The 20092-nt window shown below is 49.5% G+C and carries 16 protein-coding genes and 1 tRNA gene; 7 read left to right on the top strand and 10 right to left on the bottom strand.

What is annotated here, in order from left to right; genetic code table 11:
* The first annotated feature begins 57 nt into the window (after positions 1-57).
* The 3 genes from ppk1 to KJY73_RS04090 all read left to right on the top strand — a co-directional run bounded on the left by ppk1 (position 58) and on the right by KJY73_RS04090 (position 4176).
* Positions 58-2139, top strand: coding sequence for a polyphosphate kinase 1 (gene ppk1, locus KJY73_RS04100; RefSeq protein WP_214340554.1), 2082 nt, complete (start codon positions 58-60; stop codon positions 2137-2139).
* Positions 2136-3665 (top strand): exopolyphosphatase, encoded by a 1530-nt coding sequence (gene ppx, locus KJY73_RS04095; RefSeq protein WP_214340552.1) that lies wholly within the window; start codon positions 2136-2138, stop codon positions 3663-3665. Before ppk1 ends, ppx begins: the two co-directional genes overlap by 4 nt.
* A gap of 238 nt (positions 3666-3903) precedes the next feature.
* Positions 3904-4176, top strand: a complete 273-nt coding sequence (locus tag KJY73_RS04090; protein ID WP_188692109.1) for an HU family DNA-binding protein — start codon at positions 3904-3906, stop codon at positions 4174-4176.
* A gap of 52 nt (positions 4177-4228) precedes the next feature.
* On the opposite strand, the gene KJY73_RS04085 is transcribed toward KJY73_RS04090, so the two are convergent.
* The 3 genes from KJY73_RS04085 to KJY73_RS04075 form a co-directional block, all read right to left on the bottom strand.
* Positions 4229-6091, bottom strand: a complete 1863-nt coding sequence (locus tag KJY73_RS04085) for a HAMP domain-containing methyl-accepting chemotaxis protein (protein WP_214340550.1) — start codon at positions 6089-6091, stop codon at positions 4229-4231.
* A 145-nt stretch (positions 6092-6236) separates the two neighbouring features.
* Entirely contained in the window at positions 6237-7163 is a 927-nt protein-coding gene (locus KJY73_RS04080) for a porin (protein WP_214340548.1), read from the bottom strand.
* A 121-nt stretch (positions 7164-7284) separates the two neighbouring features.
* Positions 7285-8385 carry a PQQ-dependent sugar dehydrogenase gene (locus tag KJY73_RS04075; protein WP_214340546.1) on the bottom strand — a complete coding sequence of 367 codons (1101 nt, stop codon included), beginning with the start codon at positions 8383-8385 and terminating at the stop codon, positions 7285-7287.
* Between the two features lie 122 nt (positions 8386-8507).
* Here KJY73_RS04075 and KJY73_RS04070 point away from each other — a divergent pair, with 122 nt between their 5' ends.
* Complete coding sequence (locus KJY73_RS04070) at positions 8508-8948, top strand: hypothetical protein (protein WP_214340544.1); 441 nt, start codon at positions 8508-8510, stop codon at positions 8946-8948.
* Between the two features lie 12 nt (positions 8949-8960).
* On the opposite strand, the gene KJY73_RS04065 is transcribed toward KJY73_RS04070, so the two are convergent.
* The 7 genes from KJY73_RS04065 to KJY73_RS04035 all read right to left on the bottom strand — a co-directional run bounded on the left by KJY73_RS04065 (position 8961) and on the right by KJY73_RS04035 (position 15503).
* Positions 8961-10169 carry a methyl-accepting chemotaxis protein gene (locus tag KJY73_RS04065; protein ID WP_214340542.1) on the bottom strand — a complete coding sequence of 403 codons (1209 nt, stop codon included), beginning with the start codon at positions 10167-10169 and terminating at the stop codon, positions 8961-8963.
* A 124-nt stretch (positions 10170-10293) separates the two neighbouring features.
* Positions 10294-11076 carry a YggN family protein gene (locus KJY73_RS04060; RefSeq protein ID WP_332874160.1) on the bottom strand — a complete coding sequence of 261 codons (783 nt, stop codon included), beginning with the start codon at positions 11074-11076 and terminating at the stop codon, positions 10294-10296.
* Between the two features lie 116 nt (positions 11077-11192).
* Positions 11193-11675: a PAS domain-containing protein gene (locus KJY73_RS04055; protein WP_214340538.1), complete on the bottom strand. Its 483-nt coding sequence runs from the start codon at positions 11673-11675 to the stop codon at positions 11193-11195.
* 2 nt (positions 11676-11677) lie between these two features.
* Positions 11678-12673: a response regulator gene (locus KJY73_RS04050; protein ID WP_214340536.1), complete on the bottom strand. Its 996-nt coding sequence runs from the start codon at positions 12671-12673 to the stop codon at positions 11678-11680.
* 562 nt (positions 12674-13235) lie between these two features.
* Positions 13236-13565 carry a hypothetical protein gene (locus KJY73_RS04045; protein WP_206592555.1) on the bottom strand — a complete coding sequence of 110 codons (330 nt, stop codon included), beginning with the start codon at positions 13563-13565 and terminating at the stop codon, positions 13236-13238.
* Between the two features lie 150 nt (positions 13566-13715).
* The gene (locus KJY73_RS04040; protein ID WP_214340534.1) at positions 13716-14801 is read right to left on the bottom strand and encodes a methanobactin export MATE transporter MbnM; all 1086 of its coding nucleotides are present in this window, start codon (positions 14799-14801) and stop codon (positions 13716-13718) included.
* Positions 14802-15503, bottom strand: coding sequence for an MbnP family copper-binding protein (locus KJY73_RS04035; protein WP_214340532.1), 702 nt, complete (start codon positions 15501-15503; stop codon positions 14802-14804).
* Between the two features lie 143 nt (positions 15504-15646).
* Between KJY73_RS04035 and KJY73_RS04030 the strand changes: the two genes are divergently transcribed.
* From KJY73_RS04030 to KJY73_RS04020, 3 genes are all read left to right on the top strand, one after another.
* Positions 15647-18349, top strand: a complete 2703-nt coding sequence (locus KJY73_RS04030) for a choice-of-anchor B family protein (protein ID WP_214340530.1) — start codon at positions 15647-15649, stop codon at positions 18347-18349.
* A 43-nt stretch (positions 18350-18392) separates the two neighbouring features.
* Complete coding sequence (locus KJY73_RS04025) at positions 18393-19793, top strand: YdgA family protein (protein WP_214340528.1); 1401 nt, start codon at positions 18393-18395, stop codon at positions 19791-19793.
* A gap of 218 nt (positions 19794-20011) precedes the next feature.
* Positions 20012-20088, top strand: a tRNA-Ile gene (locus tag KJY73_RS04020).
* The last annotated feature ends 4 nt before the right edge of the window (positions 20089-20092 follow it).

Genomic DNA, 20092 nt, shown 5'->3' with positions numbered 1-20092 from the left:
AACCCGCTGGCAGTATTGCTAAAATTTTGCGAATTTTTGATAGCCGTAGCCTAGAAGATGAGTATCAACACAATCTATTACCCCAAGGAATTAAGCTGGTTGGCCTTTAACCAGCGGGTGCTGCAGGAAGCCGCCGACAAACGCAATCCCATCGTTGAACGGATTCGTTTTCTGGGTATTTACTCTAACAACATGGATGAGTTTTATCGGGTACGGGTGGCTGATGTAAAACGCCAGATTTATATCCACCTGAACGATCAGAATCAGGAAGCCGCAGCGCAAACCAAACAGTTAATGGACAAAATCCAGGAACGAGTGCTGGTGATGACGGACGATTTTGAGCGTATCCATGCTGAGGTGGTAGCACGTTTGGCTAAATACCAGATTTATCTGATCGGCAAAGATGAACTGGACAACTACCAAACCCAGTGGCTCAGGAGTTACTTCCAGAACAAGATCTTGCGCTACATGGCACCAGTACTGCTGAGCAATAAGGTAAAACTGGTAGACAGGTTAAACGACGCGGCTACTTACCTGTTCGTGGCCATTCGCAAGGAAGAGCAGAAAACCCAGTACGCCCTACTGGAAGTACCGACCGAATATATGTCTCGCTTTGTGCTTATCCCGCCTGAGAAAAGCCGTAAGAAGAAGCACATTGTGCTGCTGGATGACATTATCAATTTGTGTCTGGAACAGATTTTCCGCGGTTTTATCGAGTTTGATATGCTCGAAGCTTATTCCTTCAAGATGACCCGGGATGCGGAATATCGCATTAACGACGAGATTGATGAAAGCTACGTAGAAAAAATGTCTGAAAGTATGAAGCAGCGCTTGATTGCCGAGCCGGTGCGCTTTGTCTATGACGGTGATATGCCGCAAGACATGCTGGACTTCCTCAAAAAGCAACTGAAGATATCCAACTACGACAGCCTGATTGCCAGTGGTGCTTACCGTAACTTTAAAGACTTTATCGGATTCCCCAATGTGGGCAGGGAATATCTGGAAAACCCGCCTCTGCCAGCTATCAACACCAGGGAATTTGCCGATCACCATACGGTGTTCGACGCTATCAGTAAGCGGGATATCCTGCTGTATTACCCCTATCATCGCTTCCTGCACCTGACCGAGTTTGTCCGTCAGGCCGCCTTCGACCCCAGTGTGAAGCATATTCGCCTGAATATTTATCGGGTCGCGAGTAAATCACGCATTGTTAACTCGCTGATTGACGCGATAAATAATGGCAAGCAGGTCACGGTCGTAGTGGAACTGCGCGCGCGTTTTGATGAAGAAAATAATATCGAATGGTCCAAAATGATGACCGATGCGGGTGTCAAGGTTATCTTGGGTATTCCCACCTTGAAAATCCACTCCAAGCTTTGCGTGATAAGCCGCGAAGAACATGGTCAACTGATACATTACGCCCACTTCGGCACCGGCAACTTCAACGAAAAAACCGCAAAAATCTACACCGACTTCAGCCTGTTTACCCGTGACCAGGAACTGGCTCAGGAAGCGGTGGATGTATTTGATTTTATCCAATACCCCTATCGACGCTTCAAGTTCCAGCATTTACAAGTTTCCCCGGTTAATGCCAGAACCAAGATTCAGTTACTCATCCGTCAGGAAGTACAAAACGCCAAGGAAGGGCTTAAAGCGCAAATACTGCTGAAGGTAAACAACCTGGTAGATATTCCGCTGATTGACGACCTTTACCGTGCCAGTCAAGCTGGGGTGAAGATCCGCGCCATAGTGCGGGGGATGTGCTCTCTGGTGCCTGGGGTGAAAGGTTTGAGTGAAAACATATCCATCATCAGTGTGGTAGACAGATTCTTAGAACACCCCCGGGTTATGGTGTTTGAAAACGGGGGCGACCAGAAAGTATTTATTTCCTCGGCCGACTGGATGACCCGTAACATGGACAACCGTATTGAGGTGGGCTGTCCAATTCTGGACCCTGTGCTGAAAAAACGGGTTTTGGATATTTTACTTATCCAGTTCAGGGATACCATCAAGGCCAGGGTGATAGACCAGGAACAAACCAATAAATATGTGCGTCGTGGAAACAGGAAAAAGTTGCGCTCACAGGTAGAAATCTACGATTATCTGAAAGCTCTGGAAATGAACAATCAGACTCAATGAATCAATTAGCCAATGCATTTTCCGATGTCGAAGCCAGAAATGTCACCCATGTGGCAGCTCTGGATATTGGCTCCAATAGTTTTCACCTGGTAGTTGCGCGCATTAATGCGGGCAGTCTGCAAATTCTCTATAAGGTAAAACAACGGGTCAGGATGGCCGACGGTTTGGATAAAGATGGCTATCTGGACCAGCCCGCCATTGACCGAGGCATTGCCGCCCTGGAACAGTTTGCCGACAGCCTGCGCGGCTTTAAACCTGACTCGGTACGTATTGTTGCTACCCACACACTGAGAAAAGCGCACAATGCCCGGGACTTTATCCGGGCTGCACGACGTGTATTGCCCTACCCGGTTGAAATCATTTCCGGGGTGGAAGAAGCGCGGATGATTTATCAGGGTGTCGCGCATACCACCGAGGATAACGGGCAACGCCTGGTTGTGGATATCGGTGGTGGTAGTACCGAATTTATTATTGGTAAAGGTTTTAAGCCGGCTCTAATGCGCAGCCTGCAAATGGGCTGCGTCAGCTTTACCCAGCGCTACTTTAAAAATGGCGAGCTTAAGAGCAAAGCCTTTAACCGCGCCATCATGGCCGCGAAGCAAGAGCTGGAAATGATTGACCGTCGCTATCGCCAGCTTGGCTGGGATGTGTGTATCGGCACCTCAGGCACCATCAAAACCATTATTAGCCTGGCGCAAGAAATTAATCCTGACCTGAAAAACGGTACTCTATCACGCAATGAACTGCGTAAGCTGGTAGATGCTTGCGTCAAAGCTGAACAGCTCGACAAGCTCAATTTCAAAGAGCTGGGGGACGACCGCAAACCTATCTTTGCCGCCGGTCTGGCTATTCTGCTGGCCATTTTTGAAAGCCTGGATATTCAGTTGATGGAGTTTTCCATGGCGGCGCTGCGTGAAGGGGTCATCTATGAAATGGAAGACCGCCTGGAGCATCAGGATATTCGTGAACGCACCGCCGAGAGCCTGGCAGTTCGTTACGATGTGGATACCGAACAGGCCAAACGCGTGCTGAATACCACTATGGTCTTATACCATCAGGTGGCTGAGGACTGGGATATTAAGCACGAGGAGTTACAAAGCCTGTTAGGCTGGTCCGCGTTGTTGCACGAAGTGGGATTACAGATAAATTCCCGTGGCGTCCAGCGACATTCAGGTTATATACTCCAGAATGCTGATTTACCGGGCTTTAATCAGGAACAGCAAGACCTGCTGGCAACCTTGGTACGTTTTCATCGCAAAAAGATAAAGACGTCCGATTTCCCGGAGTTTTCTCAGTACCGCAATGAGCAGGTGCAACGACTTATTTGTATATTGCAACTTGGCGTGGTGCTAAATATCAAGCGATTGGACGATTTTTTGCCCCAAATCAAGGCAAAAGCCAAGCAAGATAAGTTATTACTGGAATTTGCCAACGACTGGTTGCAGAATGCGCCTCTGGTGGTGGCAGACTTGGAACTGCAAGCGGAATACTTGCAAGGTTGCGGGATCCGGCTGGTTGTGCGTTAATGGCAGCGGCTGTTAACCGTAGTGTCATACCTGTCCGGCAGAATCACCCTATCCGATACTCTATGACGGATAGCGATGATGTTAACGAACAAGTAAAGAACTGTGCCGATGGCACGTTGAGGTATAGAAATGCTGACTCAGCGTCTCAGGAATATACCTCACAAACATCGCCAATGAATTGAGTCTGGGGTAGCGTATCTCCAGCTCATTATCAACATAAAACAAAAGGAAGCATCCAATGAACAAAACTGATCTGATCAATGCTATCGCTGAGCGCGCCGACATCTCCAAAGCCTCTGCTGGCCGTGTTATCGACGCCTTCACTGGTGCTGTGACTGAAGCGCTGTCCAGCGGTGACGAAGTTGCCATCCTGGGTTTCGGTACTTTCAAAGTATCTGAGCGTGCAGCTCGCACTGGTCGTAACCCTCAGACGGGCGCAACTATCCAGATCGCTGCCTCTAAGCTGCCTTCATTCAAAGCTGGTAAAGCTCTGAAAGACGCCTGCAACTAAGCGTTTTGTGGACACGGCCTTGCTGCCGTGTCCTCCTTTTTATTTCCCCTGCCTAGACTCTGAACCTATTCACCGACGTTTTTAAGTTAGCCGCCTGTTCAGCAACCATTTCACTGGCTTGTTTGTTATGAATAGAGGCGCCATTGACCTGTTCGGCCAGATCGCGAATCTGCACAACATTTTTACCCACCTCAGCGGCCACGCTGGATTGTTCTTCAATAGCCGTTGCAACCTGGGTTGCCATGTCCATAATACTGTTCAAGTCACCGATAATACTGCTTAGCAAATCACCCACCGTACTAGCACGCTCAGCCGCTTCCTGCCCTTTACCATGGCTGCTATCTACCAAATGTACGATGGACTGCGTGCGGCGCTGTAAATTGCCCACAATGGTGGTAATTTCTTCGGTGCTTTGCTGAGTACGAATCGCCAGGTTACGCACTTCATCAGCCACCACCGCAAAGCCACGGCCTTGTTCTCCGGCTCTGGCCGCCTCAATGGCAGCATTAAGTGCCAGCAAATTGGTCTGCTCAGCAATGCCGCGGATCACATCCAGTACCGAGCCGATAACCTGACTTTCCTTTTCCAATTCGCCAACCGCACCCGCTGACTCAGTCAACTGAGTGGCCAACTCGCGGATCTGCCCAACACTCGCCTGCACCTCTCCGGCGCCGGTTGACGCATAGTGACTGCTGTCTCTGGCCTTGCTGGCTGTGTTCTCGGTATTAAGTGCTATTTCGTCAATGGTATGACTCATCTGCGTCACTGCCGTTGCCACCATATCAGTTTCCTGCAATTGACTACGCATATCATTGGCGGTCTGTTCAGCACTTTGTGCCAGCTCAGTGGAGGCATCATTGAGCATGTTGACCGAGCGGTTAATCTCTATCACCACATTACGAAACGACTCCACCAAACGGTTAAGATCTGCCGCCATATCGGCCAGTTCATTACGTCCTTTTACCTCGAGTTTCAGGGTAAAGTCATTTTCATTGCGGATGCGATGTACGGTACGACTCACATTTTGTATAGGGATAATGATGCTGCGGGCAATTAACCACGCAAGAGCAGCCACCAACACGGCAATAAACAAGGTTAAGGTAGTCACCATCAAATTGTTGAATTCGACAGCGGACTGAATCTCGTCCCGTGTATGCTCAACGACGGATTCCAATACCGCTTCGGTACTTTGGATGGTTTGTCTGAGTTTCCCTCGAATGCCGGCCTGCTCATCCAGGCCGATGATCTCTTCGGCGCTAACCAACTGCTCAAACTGCATAACGTAAGTTTTCAGAAGTGGCAGTAAGGCCTGCTGCTTCGCCGGACTCAACGCACTTTGAGAAATATGCAGGTTGAATGCATCGGCATTGCTGTGAAAGTCTTGCAGATACTTCATGTCCCGGCGCAACATAAAATCTTTTTCATTGCGGCGTAATTGCAGCATATCCACCAGCAGCGCATCGGCATTGGCACTTTTTAGTTCCTGCTCAATACCATGTACCGCCTGCCGCAAACTGCCGTACAAGCCATCCTTGTGATCCAGACCGATAAGCTGCTGCTGCTCAACCAACTTATGCATACCTTCGCGGTAAGCCGAAAATGTCTGTTTTAGGTTCTGCAATTCCTGATCTGCCAAGTCTAATTGCTGATAGGCTGCACGCAATTCATCGATTAACGCTACCGACCTCCCCATCTCGGTATCAAAGCGCTCGATATACTTCATGTCTTTTCTGGCCAGAAAGTCTTTCTCATGACGCCGCAGCATCAACATGCTGGCATTCAACTGCTCAGCTTGTGCCAGGGTATTGGCGAGATGATTTAAGGTTGAGGAAGCATAACGGGACAGCAAAAACATCAGAATGATAGCGACTAAAACGATAGCCGCATTGCTGAAGAGACGATTCTTAATAGTCATGGCTACTTACTCCATCTGCTGTCGGGCAGATTTTGGGAAACGCTGATAAACCGGCTTTCTGGCCGGTTTATCAATCCAGAGTCAGTGCAAATTGTCCATGCTGCACTTTACCTACCACACATCGCATGCGGAACGAAAAACGTGCTTAAAAACGAAACTCCAAGCCAAGACCCAGCCAATCTTTGTCTGGTAACTCCTGCTTGTCCTGACGGGTTACAAAGGCATAAAGCTTAACTTGCTTGGCAAGCGGATAATCAATGCCGGCTGACATACTCCAGTCCTGCTCCAGTTCCTGATATTGCAGTTTCAGGGCAAGTTGCTGAAGCGTATAGGCACTGCTCAGCAGCCAGCCATTTCTGGAATCCCCATCGGATTCTCTTTCCTGACGCTGTGCCATAGCTCCAATGACCCAATCGTCCAGTTTATATTGGCCACCCAAACGCTGAATATCATAGCCAGACACATTACTGTCATTAGCCACCACCAGATACCAGGGCAGGGATTTCAATCCAGCATCGCCGTAGGTGATGGAAGCTGAATAGGTAGAGGGACCATCTTTTTCACCAGCAATAAAAGTACCGGTAAATTGCAGATCCTGCCACTTGGGGCTGCGGTAAGTAATAGTGTCGCTGGGACGATTCTCGCCCCGCCACAGGTTCTTAATATCACCTTCCAGATCATTAAACTGATCCAGCTTCCCCTGCGCCATCTTAAGCGCGGTATCCTGACGTCCGAGGGAAACCTCCCCCCAATTACCGCGCAAACCAACATACTGGTTGCGGGATTTAATATTATCGTCACCAGATAGATCTGCCAGATCCACCTGCCATTCAAGCAAATAGAAAGCGGTCAGATTATCTTGTAGTGCCAATTCACCCTTTACGCCCAACCTTGACGAATTACTCTTTAAATCACTGAAGCTTCCCTCACCTTCATCGGCGTACTGGTAAGAGACGTTCAACTTTCCATAAAAGGTAAATGGCTCGGCAAGAGCATTAGAAAAAGCAGGTAAGCTCAACGCTGCTGCATAAGCTAACCGGCGAATTACAGGAGATGAATACTTTTTGGCCATACACAAACCTACAACTATTGTTGTTGCAAGTATGCATCAAAATGACGTTTTCATGACAGTTTTGTGACATTTTTTTTAATACCAGCGTATTCCAAAGGACTATCTACTCAGCAAAAAGCCTCTAACGTTCAACCACAAGTAATTGCCCTTGAGCGCTATCAGTGAGCAGGTAGATCTGACCGCGATTACCAATATGAATGTCTCTGAGACGACTTTCCAGCTCAGTAAACAAGCTTTCCTGACGAACCACCTGCAGCCCGGATAAAATCACGCGGCGTACTTCCTTTGATTTAAGCGTGGTGGAAAGCAAGTCGCCCTCCAGCTCTCTGAACATGGCTCCCCGGTATATCACCAGCGCAGAGGGGGCAATGGAAGGTGTCCAATCCACCAAAGGCGGCTGCATGCCAGGATAGGTTTTATACGGGCTGATATTGGCCCCTGAATAATCTTTGCCGAGCGTGGTTACCGGCCAGCCGTAATTCGCTCCGGCTTGGATCAGATTGATCTCATCACCACCAGCTGGGCCATGCTCGTTGGCAAATAGCTGCTCACGCACCGGATCCCAAGCCAATCCCTGGGGATTCCGATGCCCCAGTGTATAAAGTCCTGCGAGCCCTTGATGAAACGAGGGATTATCAGCAGGCAGACTGCCGTCATCCTTGAAGCGAACCAGCTTGCCGAGATGATTAGCGGGATTTTGCGCCTGTTCACGATAATCAAACCCATCACCACTGGCGATGACCAGTGATTGGTCGCCCAGGAAAGCCATTCGGGCTCCGTAGTGAACTGGTGTGGCCTTATCCGGGGTAGCGGTGAATAAAGGCTCAACTTGAACAAGACGCTCGTTATCCAGGCGAGCCCTGACAACCTGCAGATGGTTTGCCTGCTCGTCGCCTTGGGCAAAACTTAGATAAATCCAGCCATTCTTGATATAGTCGGGATGCAGCACCACATCCATTAAGCCGCCCTGCCCTTTAGCAAATACCTCCGGCACTCCGCCTACAGGCGTTACTGCGCCATCCGCACTTAACAGGACTAACCGACCGCCTTTCTCACTCACCAGCAATCGCTCGTCCGGCAGTTGCGTCACGGCCCAGGGAAAGGACAGATTGTCGGCCAGCACCCTGATCTGATAATCCCCAAACGGCTGCTCCGTGGCTGATACCCGTCCCAGACACAACCCAACCATTAACAACAACGTAATTTGATAAATCTTATACATGGCCTGTATCTCCTTGTCTGTGGATGGCAAGATGCTGACATAACCATAACCTAGTTTGCTATACGGGTTAATGTCGTTGCATGGTTATGGTGAATAATCTTTACTCTTTATGGGAGAGCAGCATGCGAACGCGCTTCTTGATCATTCGTTTTCTTCTGGCGTGGCTTGGCTGCTTTAGCCTGGCCAGCCTGATGCACAGCCAGTTTGTCCTGGCGGGCCTGGCCGGGCAAGGTATTCAGGTTGCGCTAACAGACAGGTTGCAAATGAGTTTAAGTGATTGGTGGGGATTACTGCCCACCTATGGGCTGATAATTGCCATTGGCCTGCTTTTGGCCTTCAGTATAGCCGGATGGCTGAGTAGACGTTTCTCCATTAACGCTGTGTTTTTATATCCCTTAGCAGGTTTTGTCGCCCTGCTATGCATCCACCTGGCCATGCAGCCGATTATGGATATTACTCTGATTGCCGGCGCCAGAGGCGCACTGGGTTTGCTTACCCAAGCCGCCACAGGGTTAGCTGGCGGCTGGATATTCGCAAAGTTTAGGAATCAAAGACAAGCCTGAGTGGGATGTCACCTAGACAAAACGCTGCAATTGTTTCTGGGTGGTCTCTGTTTCGACTTTTAGCTCCTGAATTTCCTGTTCAACCTGCTGCATGTCATAACGAATCTCGGCGCCTAACGTCGAGATATTCGCCACAGATTCATGTGCCGCATCATAGGTGCGACGCAGAGCGTGCACAGACTCGCCAATGGCGGCAAGACGTTCTGTATTCAGCTCAAGCTGTTCGACCATTTGACCAAACTGATCATTGGTATGTGAAATATCGCTTTGCGCTTTGTTCGCCACTTCGGTTAGCTTTGATGACTCTTGCTGGGTGTTTTTAACCAAGCCTTCCATTTGGTTAATGAAGGTATTGATTTGGCCGGTTGCTTCGTTCACTTTCACCGATAAGGTGCGAACCTCGTCAGCCACTACGGCAAAGCCTCGTCCCGCTTCTCCTGCACGCGCAGCTTCAATGGCGGCATTAAGTGCCAGCAAATTGGTTTGATCGGAAAATTCCTGCACCATTTTCAGGATGTTGCGAATATTGTCGGCATTTTCCTTCATACCGCCGACGGTATTATCGAACTCTTTGAGCAAACTGTCGATATCACCCACATCCTCTGACAACTGAACCAGTCTGGTCATAGATGACTGAGCAGCGCCCAGATTATCCTTGGTAGCATCAGCCACTTCGTCAGTACGAGTGACAATGGCCTGAATTTCATCATTGACTTGCTTGCTGGAGGCAAAGATCTCATCACTGATCTTGTCCTGACGCCGGGCATTGGCCGAGGCGTTGTTCACTTTAAGCAATACCTGTTGGTTCTTGCTACTGGCGCTGGCAGCCTGGCTACCAATCCCCTTAAGCAGTTGTGACAGATTATCCACAAAGGCATTGTAACCATCTGACAACTGGCGGAATTCATCATGGGTAAAAGCAGGCAAATGTCCGGAAAGATCACCCTGCCTGTGGTTAATCTCGTCCAGATTTTTCACCATTGCACGTACCGGACGCACAATCAGGTAATTCATATAAAAAAGCGTAAACAGAAACACCAGTACACTCATCACACCTAAGGCAATATGCAAGACCGATGATTGAGCCCAACTGGCATCAGAGAATGCCAGCCACAAGGCAAGCACCTGAAACAGATACAGGAAAGTCAGATTGCCGATAATTTTGCGGCTGAGAGTAAAGAAGAAGGTCTTCTCTATGAAATGATAGAGTTCTTGAAACATGTCCGCTCCTGAGTGACCTTTGGCGCTTAACGCTTAATCCTAATCTAAAACATTTACAATAAACATTATAAATATCATGTTTTTAGTCTTATCAGACAAGATCAATATCGTCTCGGCTTACAGGTTACTTAAGCGGATTTGCCTGACCGGTGACAATTAAATCGTAGGGAGCCAGAGCGGGTACCGTGCGGCGCAGCTCTTCCTCAACCCCGTCCAAACGTTTAATTTCATTGCAAAACCATTCAGCTTTCAGTCGCAGGCTGTTGGCTTGTGGGGCGATGTGTTTTTCTATCTCCGCGCCCATATTCTCTAGCTTGGCAGACAGCATCTCCATACGTTTTTCCAGATTTTCGTCGCCCTGCGCAGGTAATCCGCCAATAGCAGACAGAATGCCACCCACCGAGGTGGTCAATGCTTCCTCAATCTGGCTTTCTAGTTGGTTGTCCATCAGCTCGTCGACATTTTCTAAACTGCGGGGACCAATGTAATAGTTGTCGCTGGCACGAATGAACTTGGTTTTAACCTTCTGCTTAACCCGCCACAAGGCCTTTTGTAAACGCTCATAGCTCTCATGATCACTGCCAACCAAACCCACATAAACGTGATCAACTGCCCCAATGGCTAAGTCCACCCCTTCACTGGCTAATAACACCACCTTGGGCACGGCATAATGCAGACCATCAGCCAGTTCCTGAAGCATCTCCTGCTGCTCAGGTGGCAGCTCAACCCATTCACCGCGCACAATCAACTGCTTGCTCTGATTAATTTGGTAAAGCGTGCGGGAAGAATTGATCACACGAATATAGCGGTCATTCACCGCTAAACCGTATTGCAGGTCAGCTTCACATTTAAACGCCGCCTGAGCCGGTAAGCCCAGCAGTCCAAGCAGCACAACACACCATTTCACGTTGTGGATCCCATTAACCATTACGCTAACTATTTTGCCTTGACATAAGTAATTGGCATAGGGTCAGCAGACCAGCAGGATAAAAAATGGGGTAATCGGCATAACTGACATCAGGGTTAAGTACGCTCTTGCCATTCACTCAGTGTTACCTGTGTAGACTCAAGCAGTTTTTTGCTGGCTGCCACATCCGTTACGTCATAGATCATCATGCAAATATTGTCGACCTGCCCCGTAGTGCTAGTGAGAGGCGACAAGGTGATATTCTGATACATAAAATCTTCGGTACCGGTTAATGGTCGATAGTTAGAAAACCGCAGTAAATAAGGACGTTGTTCCCAGATAATAAATGCCCGGTTTCTTAGTTCGAACACGGGGCGGCTTTTATTGGTAAACCATTTTTGGTCTATTTCAGGAAACAGATCAAATAAGCACTTCTCTCGCACCTGGCTGGGCAGCAAACCCGAATGGCTCTCCATAAAACCATTCCACAGCTTTACCTTAAAATGTCTGTCCAATACCACCAAACCAACATCAACGGTTTGCAACATATCCATCATCCAGTGGAACTCTGTCATATCGCTTAGCAAGGCGTTACTCATGGTCAGTCCTCCAACAGATGGGAAAGCTTGTTGTTCAATACCTTGAGTGACTCTTCTGTAAGAAGCAAAATCAGGTCACATTGCACCTTGTATCCTTCAAGCCCGTAACTCAGCTCGATCGCCAGCGTACGTCGCCAGCGGGTGCGATTGGTATTAATCAGCTCAGTGATATTGCGGTGCTGTCCAAGTACAACCGGGTGACCTTGGCTAAAATGTATATCCAGTTGATTGGCCAGCCCATTCAAACAAGTACCAATCAGGATATTGGCAGCATCCATCAGCAGCTCCAACTGCACCCGGTCGTCCACCTCCTCTTCGATATTGAGGATTTTCGCCACGTCATTGAAGCTGGAATCACTGAGAATAAACAGCGCCTCACCACAGACTCCTGGGCCGACAAACCCCTGACAAATCCCGGATACCGTTTCTTTGTCCTCGATATCCTGCAACATCATCAGAAGTTCAGAAGCTTCAATCAGGTTTACATTCGGAATGGGGAGTTTGACAAAGACGTTGAGGATACGCGCCAGATGGTCGCCGGCCTGGCCCATGGCGATATTAGTGATTTCCTGATAACAGTCACGCAGGGCAGGATCCAGCCGGTCTAACTCTGGCGCAGGCTGAGTGACTTCACGAACGAACAGTTGATGCTTAATTAGCAGGTTACGAAGCACCTCAGGATTGATAGGTTTCTCGATAAATTCCAGTGCCCCGAGCCGCTTAACACGCTCGTGGGCCTCCGGCTGAACGTCGCCAGAAATGACCACAACAGCGGTTTGCAACCCAGCTTGCTGAATATGTTCCAAGACTTGGTAGCCATCCATAACCGGCATATTCAAGTCCAATAACAGTAGTTGGCCCTTTCCCTCTGCCAAGGCCGTCACAGCTTCTTCACCATGGCGGGCAAAATGCACCGCTACCTCCCAGTCTTGTGGAAGGCATTTGGCAACCTGCTTACGCGCTACTTGTGAGTCGTCACAAATCAATACAGAGAACATAGAGGAAAACCTGCAGATTCTGATGGATTACAACTCTGTCCATGAAATGGCACAACGCAACGGCCTTGTTGAACCTAAACTTATTGATAGCAAGATTCTTTTGAATTAACAAAGATTAATCTCTTCTCACCCCTTGGATGCACAAAAACACAGCAATTTTGGGGCGCAAGGCGTTAGTCAGCGACCACCATCTGGCTGAACAAAACGAAAAATGCGGGGTGCAAAGATCTAGCAACAAGAGAAATGACAAGCATTAGTAGCGAAAAGCGGGGGCCAAATAGGCCCCCAATCAGGGAAACAATACATATCTATAAAATATGTACAGGTTGGTTCACTAGGCCAACATAGTAAGTCTAGCGAGGGATAAGCTGTAATTGGGGGACTAAGTGACGAATTGACCGTATTGGATGACAAAAACTCAAAAACAGGCGTTCCTTAAAATAATTTTTCAGTTCACCAGCAAAAAATGTAACAAAAATACTTTCTGAGAAAACAAGTCACAGCCTGAGAATCACAAAAAAGGGCCTTAGAAGGCCCTTTTTGAAAACAGCATTAATATCTATCAGATGATACTGTCTTGGTGAATACGGATAAACAACTCAGTACCGACTTTGCTATAGTCAATTTTGTATTCTTTACCATTCAGGGTTTGAATAAACAGCAGTATCTTTTCTTCACCAAAGAAATCACCCAAGGTGACATCCAGCAGCTCCATATCCATCAGCTTAGCGTCGCGTTTACTCTCTGGAACCTGACCGGTGAATTCCTTGATTCCTTTGTGCGTCACCAGGATAGGGGGATTGTCATCACCATTGAGAACCAGCAAGTCAAACTTGCGCAACTTGTGAATGATGGTATTACGACCACTCAGCAAATAAGGCTTTTCAGTCATGTTCGTCCTCGTAGCAACTGACGTTATTGTTATAGTATGGGCTTGGTAATTGGCCAAAAGATATCAGAGTTTTCCTGACTTCGCACCCCATAATTTACCCACTTTCAGTAGAAAAAACCGGGTTTTAGCTTTGGTTTTCGAATTTAGCATTCAGGGTTGGGCATGCTGAGGATTAGTCAGAAAGTTGTCATCAGTCAGGCTGTGTAAAAACGCCAGCAAGTCCTGCTTTTGCTCTTCGCTCATGACAAAGCCCTTGATAAACACACTCTTATGCGGATTATCCTGCCCTTGGCTGCGCCCTCCTGCGGCATACAGTTCAATCACCTCTGACAAAGTTTTTACACTGCCATCATGCATGTAAGGTGCAGAGCGGGCGACGTTTCTAAGCGTGGGCGCGCGAAAATTCCCCATGTCCCTTAACTGCCCGGTCACTTCATACAATCCCTGATCAGATTTAGGATAGGCTCCTCTGTCATCTTCATCATACAAACCGGTATTGTGGAAGGGCCGCAACATCAGCGTCTGCTCTGCGTGACGGCTGGACTGACTAAAGTTAAATCCGCCATGACAATGGTGACATTCCAACTGTTCCGAAAAGAACAAGGCCATACCGCGCTTGGCTGACTCAGACAAGGCATCGTCCTGCATCTGATAAGCGTAGCGGTCAAAGGGACTGTCAAACGACACCAGGCTACGCACAAAGCTCGCCAGCGCCATCACAATACGCTCAAAGCTGGCTTCGGCGTCACCAAAGGCAGCCTTGAATAACGGTGCATAGTCGTCACCGCTAAAGCGCGCCAGCACCTCTGTGTCATGGCTGTTAATCCCCAACTCAATAGGATGTTCACCAAACAAGGGGATCAACAACTGCTGTTCCAGCTTCGTCAGTTTAGGGTTAGCCCAGGTTAAGGTGGCATTGTAGGCCACATTGACCAGTGCCAGGCTGTTACGCCTGTGCAACTCCCCTGTGCTTCCTACCGCCACAGCGGTAGGCTGGGCAAAGGCGAATGCTTGCTGATGGCAGCTTGCACAAGCCTGGCCTTGATTGGCAGATAAATTGGGGTCGTAAAATAGTTTGCGTCCAAGGGCAACTTTGGCGTCAGACATGGGGTTGTCGGCGGGAACATCCGGCTCGGGAAAGCCAGGAGGCAATTTCCATTGATAGGTAGGTTCAACAGGGGAACAGGCAACCAGTACCCACAGCCAAGTGAAAATAAGGGCCGCCGCAGGCCGCATTTAAATCCACTCAATAACGGCTTGCCGCAAATTTCCTAATAACTGCTCACAGGTGGCGCTTTCATCGGGGTGAAAGGTACAGCTGTTTTCCTGCCCCACCCGGATGCCTTCCAGCAATCTATCTATATGAAACACCAGCGTTTGTGCCTTGCCTTTAGGGCGCTTAAGGTTAAATACCAGTAAATTGGGATGCTCGCAGGCCTCAGCCGGTGCACGCATGGCTGAATCAGCGTCGCAGCCGGTGCTGCCAAGATGGAATGCCCAACTATCTGCCACAGCTTTCAGTTCAATACGTGCGAACTTATGACCGCTTTGCCAGGTCCAGAACATGCTCGACAGATTCAATGGCGAGGGTTGAGCCAAGGGGTTTTGATGATTCTGTGCAAACGGGATCCCCAGCACAAACTGCAGCTCAGACACCTCAGATAAATCCACCTCGCTATCAAAAACAACTTTGTGGTTACCAGCCATCTCCCCATCCTGCCAACATTCGCGCTGTTCAATGGAAACCAACACAGTCTCGCTGGTCTGCCACTTATTGTTGACTAAGGGTAACGCCTTGCCGTCCTGATCCCGCCATTCACTAAGATAAAACTTAGAATGCTCCAGATACCAGGGTGCGCCTTGCAGGCTTAACGCCGTGCCACAGGGCAATGCCCTGCCGTCAAAACGAAGCTCAACCTGAAGTTTGTGGGATGGCATAAAAAAGCCACACCCCGTTAGCAAAAGAGGACCACACAACACAAACAGAAAAACCCTGAGAGAAGGTTTTAAAGGTTGAAAAAATGCTGCTATGTTTGCCACAGGATTAAATGTCATATTGCTATTTTTATTAAGGTTTTAGAATGCGGCCACTGCTTCTGCCTATGATGCTGGTTTCTGCGCTATTCAGTCAAGGCGCTTTAAGCCATAGCGAACACGATAAGGCCAGATTTGTGGCCATGGATGGAAAAGATCAGGGCGTCTGTGACAATCGCTTGCGCCCTTGCCAAACTATTGCCTATGCTGTCAGTCGGGCCAATAAGGGCGATAAAGTGCTTGTAGCAGCAGGACGCTACAACACGCTGGCAGAGCCGGAACTTTTGGCATTGCTAAGCAGTTTAGTGCCGGTCCAGGGTGGCTACAGCCGTGTCGATCTGTATCAATCGCAGGCGCCCGACAGCCATCCAACATTTATAAGTGGCATTCCCCCTGAATATCTACAGCGTGTTACTGAGCAAGGCTTTATTGCCTTACAAGACCGCCACCAAGCAGCCTCCGCTGAAGTAACGCGAAGCTTGCATACCATCCAGTCATTGAACCAGCAGCAAACTGCGCAGGCATGTATGGATGGTAAGGCAGGAAGTTATAGCTGCAGCAATGTCGATTTGGTCGGGCATCTACCACTTAGCGCCCTTGGCTCCCCGTCGTCAGCCAATGATATCTGGGGGCATATCGACTTAAATACCGGCATAGAATACGCACTGATTGGGCTGGCCAACGGCGTGTCAGTGGTTAGCCTTGCCACGCCTGAAAACCCCGCGGTAGTTGGGCATATCAGCGGCGAGTCGACCTTGTGGCGGGATATCAAAGTTTATCAATATTTTGAGCCGCAGCTCGGCGTCTGGCAAGCTTACGCATACGCCACGGCCGATTCGGTCACCGAAGGTCTGACCATCATTGACCTAAACCAGTTACCTGAACGTGTAAGTTTGGTTAAGCGCCAGGCGTTGCACAATGCAGCGCATAATGTGTACATCAGCAATGTGGATTACAGCCTGAACATTCCGTTATCCGGCCAAACCCCATTGGTTAATATCAGTGGCGCCGATAACCGCTCAGGCTCCTTGCATGGCTTCAGTCTTGCCGACCCAACCAACCTAACGCTGGAGTACACCACGCCTCGTGCTGGGCGCGAAGACTACAGCCATGATGCCGCATCGTTGGTTATTACGGATGAACGGGCCACCACGCAATGTGAGCAAAATCAGCTTGGCTGCCTGGTGTTGCTGGACTTTAACGAAGGCGAATTCCGGCTATGGCAGCAAAAATTACCTGAAGCCACGCAGCTCAGCAGCACCACCTACCAAGAAGCCAATTATGTACACTCGGGATGGTGGAGCGAGGATAAAGGCTACATTCTGGTACACGATGAGCTGGATGAAGCCAGACTGGGTTTAAACACCACACTGCGAATTTTTGATATCAGTGACCTGACCGCCCCGCAATTGGCTGGCACCTGGACTGGCCCAACCCGAGCCATTGATCACAACGGTTTTGTGCGCGGCAACCGTTACTATATGTCTAACTACGAACGCGGCCTGACGATTCTGGATATCAGTGACCCAGCCAACCCAACCGAAGCCGGCTTTTTTGATACCTACCCCACCAGCGACCAAACCACCTTCAATGGTGCCTGGGGTGTTTATCCTTTTCTGCCAAGTGGCCTTATCCTGGTCAGCGATGTCAACACCGGGCTGTATATATTGCGCGACAATAGCCGCCAAAGCCCCCTTGGCAGCGTGAGTTTGAGTCAAGCCCAGGTCAACACAGAAGAAGGACTCACCCTGAACCTAGTTGTAGAACTGCAGCGCACCGCTGATGGTCTGGTTGATGTGGGTTACGAAACTCTGGAAGGCTCAGCAACCTCTGCGGATTTTACCGCCACCAGCGGCCGCCTTACCTGGAATGGTAGCGACCAGACATCCCGTACCATTCAATTGCAAATTCAACCCGATAGCTTGGATAACGAACCGCCAGAGAGCTTTTTTGTACGTTTATTTGACCCAAGAAGCGGTGTCACCCTTGGGCAGACCAACCTGACCCGGGTCGACATTGCCGGCATAGTGCCGCCTGGTGTAATTGCCTTTAGCCAAAGTGCCCTCACCTTGCTGGAAAATCAGCCTAGCTACAGTGTGCAGGTGCAGCGTATCGGCGGGCAAAGTGGCGAGTTACGTGTTAGCTACAGCCTGGTCAGCCAAACCGCTACTGCGGGTGAAGATATCCAACAAACCAGCAATACCCTGGTTTGGGCAGACGGAGACAACACGCCAAAAACCATTCAGTTACAGCCCCTAAATGACAGCCTCAGTGAAGCCACTGAAACTCTCGAACTGGTTTTACAAGCCGCGGGAGAAACGCAGCTTGGGCAACCCAGCACCTTGCAACTGAGCATATTGGATGATGACAGCAATCAGGCCCCCAATGTTAATGCAGGGCCGGATATGCAAGTAAATACCCGCGCTCAGGTGAATCTGTTGGAAGCTACTGCCTCTGACGATCAAGCCAACCTAACCTACGCCTGGCAGCAAACAAGTGGAACCTCAGTGCAACTGACCAGTGACGGTCTAGTCACCCGCTTTGTTGCGCCCAGTAGCGCCGGCACAATCACCCTGCAACTTACCGCCACAGATATATTCGGTGTAAGCACTAGCGACAGCGTCACGATTCAGGTTAATGCTCCGGCCACGAGCAGCCCAACCGACAGTGGTGGTGGCGGTACATTAGGTTATTGGCTGCTTTTGACCCTGCTGGCCTACAGAGGACTGGATAAGCGGCGCAGAATCTAGTAGGTTTCGCGTCCGCATTATATCTCCTCAACAAGGAACATTCGTGAAAAAAGGACTCATCGCCAGCGCGGTAGCCATGACTGTCGCCGGTGCACTTATCGCCCCACATTTTATTGGCCAACAAATAGAGCAACTGGTCAATGAACAGGTTGCTCAGTTAAACCAACAAGCCGGTTATCAGGCCAGCGTGAAGGAATACCAGCGCGGCTGGTTCGACGCCAAGGCCGTGATCGAAGTCCATTTTGACATGCACGAACTGGATCCCACCGCGGAATTACCAGCGTTTCCGATGTTTAACATTAATCTCACCCTAACCCACGGCCCGGTTGTCCTGTCCTCTCAAGGTCTGCTGGGATTAAGTGCCTGGCAAGCTGATGTGGCCGCTGACACCTTGCGCGAAAAGCTTAGCTGGGCAGACGATCAGCCCATTTATCGCCTAAGTGGTGTGAGTGGTTTGTTTGGCGGGCACAGCTTCAGCGACCAAATGCCAGCCTGGCGCTTCCAGGAAAAAGACAACAGCCAGATTCAATTCAGTGGCTATCAGGGCAGTGGTGAAATCTTAAGTCAGCGCATGTACTACAGCGGTAAAGCGCAGAGTCTGCTGGGTGAAGAAAATGGTGAGCGTCGCCTGGCCGTCAATGACCTGAAAATTGATATGCATGCCGATGTCGGCCTTGCCACCATGATGGAAGGGGGATTTTATAACAGTAAAACCCGCATCAGCCTGGCACAGTTGCTTATCAGCGTACCCGGCACCGAAATTGGTGAAGTGGACGCAAGCGGCCTAGCCATTGAAGTACAAAGCAGCCGCAATGCAGATAAAGGCACAGGAAATATGGAACTGGCCTATTTGGCAGACAACATCGCGGTAGCCGGTCAACCGGCCAGCGACCTGGTTATGCAGGTGCAACTGCAAGACATCAATGAAGGCGTATTGATGGAATACCAGAAACTGGCTCGCACCGGTGACGCTGCCGATCCCCAGACCATGATGCAGTTTATTGAAGAAAACCTGCCCATCGCCCTGCTGGATAGCCCAGCTCTGAACCTGTCTAAACTCAGCGGCAATTTGCCTATGGGTAAGTTTGACGGCTATATCAACAGCCGTATCAAGTTGCAAGACGACGCCATGGACAGCGACTGGATGTACCGCGAGTTCTGGCTCAGCAACCTGCTTGTGGATGCCCAGCTAAATGCGGATAAAGAGGTACTGCTGTTTGTGGCCAAGCAACAAATGCTCGGACAGATGCAAGGTGCCATCAACGCAGGCCAGATAGACGAAGAGCAAGCAGAACAAATGGCAGCAGAGCGCGCCCCTATGATGCTGGAAATGCTGCAGCAGCAAGGTTTACTGGTGGAAACCCCGGAAGGCTATCAGAGCACCTTTAGTCTTAAACAAGGTGAAGCGCTGCTAAACGGCGAGCCAATGCCTCTGCCATTGTAGATGCATTAAAGGTAAGCCCGCAGATGCCCCTGCTCTGCGGCTTACCTGTTTCGCTGTAAAAGCAATTAAGTCACAGCACATCGCCCAACACAGACCAGATTGCACAATTATTCGCCTCTTGTGCCGCCCAGACTTTGCAAACTGATGACAGCACTGACAAAACTGCTTATACTGCGCCTCGCTTTTACACCGCAATGGCGTAAAACGCGTCTCAAAATGGCCCTATAGCTCAGTTGGTTAGAGCACCCGACTCATAATCGGTAGGTCGCTGGTTCAAGTCCAGCTGGGGCCACCATTTT

The sequence above is a fragment of the Bowmanella yangjiangensis genome (assembly GCF_018531185.1).
Lineage (GTDB): Bacteria > Pseudomonadota > Gammaproteobacteria > Enterobacterales > Alteromonadaceae > Bowmanella > Bowmanella yangjiangensis.
The sequence above is the reverse complement of the archived record's forward strand: the minus strand, read 5'-3'. Positions and strand labels throughout refer to the sequence as shown.

What these genes read in the sequence shown, in the direction of transcription:
- KJY73_RS04075 (WP_214340546.1), bottom strand. Translation starts at nt 8,385, where the DNA reads ATGTATAAGATTTATCAAATTACGTTGTTGTTAATGGTTGGGTTGTGT.
- ppx (WP_214340552.1), top strand. Translation starts at nt 2,136, where the DNA reads ATGAATCAATTAGCCAATGCATTTTCCGATGTCGAAGCCAGAAATGTC.
- KJY73_RS04035 (WP_214340532.1), bottom strand. Translation starts at nt 15,503, where the DNA reads ATGCCATCCCACAAACTTCAGGTTGAGCTTCGTTTTGACGGCAGGGCA.
- KJY73_RS04050 (WP_214340536.1), bottom strand. Translation starts at nt 12,673, where the DNA reads ATGTTCTCTGTATTGATTTGTGACGACTCACAAGTAGCGCGTAAGCAG.
- KJY73_RS04090 (WP_188692109.1), top strand. Translation starts at nt 3,904, where the DNA reads ATGAACAAAACTGATCTGATCAATGCTATCGCTGAGCGCGCCGACATC.
- KJY73_RS04070 (WP_214340544.1), top strand. Translation starts at nt 8,508, where the DNA reads ATGCGAACGCGCTTCTTGATCATTCGTTTTCTTCTGGCGTGGCTTGGC.
- ppk1 (WP_214340554.1), top strand. Translation starts at nt 58, where the DNA reads ATGAGTATCAACACAATCTATTACCCCAAGGAATTAAGCTGGTTGGCC.
- KJY73_RS04040 (WP_214340534.1), bottom strand. Translation starts at nt 14,801, where the DNA reads ATGCGGCCTGCGGCGGCCCTTATTTTCACTTGGCTGTGGGTACTGGTT.
- KJY73_RS04055 (WP_214340538.1), bottom strand. Translation starts at nt 11,675, where the DNA reads ATGAGTAACGCCTTGCTAAGCGATATGACAGAGTTCCACTGGATGATG.
- KJY73_RS04065 (WP_214340542.1), bottom strand. Translation starts at nt 10,169, where the DNA reads ATGTTTCAAGAACTCTATCATTTCATAGAGAAGACCTTCTTCTTTACT.
- KJY73_RS04085 (WP_214340550.1), bottom strand. Translation starts at nt 6,091, where the DNA reads ATGACTATTAAGAATCGTCTCTTCAGCAATGCGGCTATCGTTTTAGTC.
- KJY73_RS04045 (WP_206592555.1), bottom strand. Translation starts at nt 13,565, where the DNA reads ATGACTGAAAAGCCTTATTTGCTGAGTGGTCGTAATACCATCATTCAC.
- KJY73_RS04080 (WP_214340548.1), bottom strand. Translation starts at nt 7,163, where the DNA reads ATGGCCAAAAAGTATTCATCTCCTGTAATTCGCCGGTTAGCTTATGCA.
- KJY73_RS04030 (WP_214340530.1), top strand. Translation starts at nt 15,647, where the DNA reads ATGCGGCCACTGCTTCTGCCTATGATGCTGGTTTCTGCGCTATTCAGT.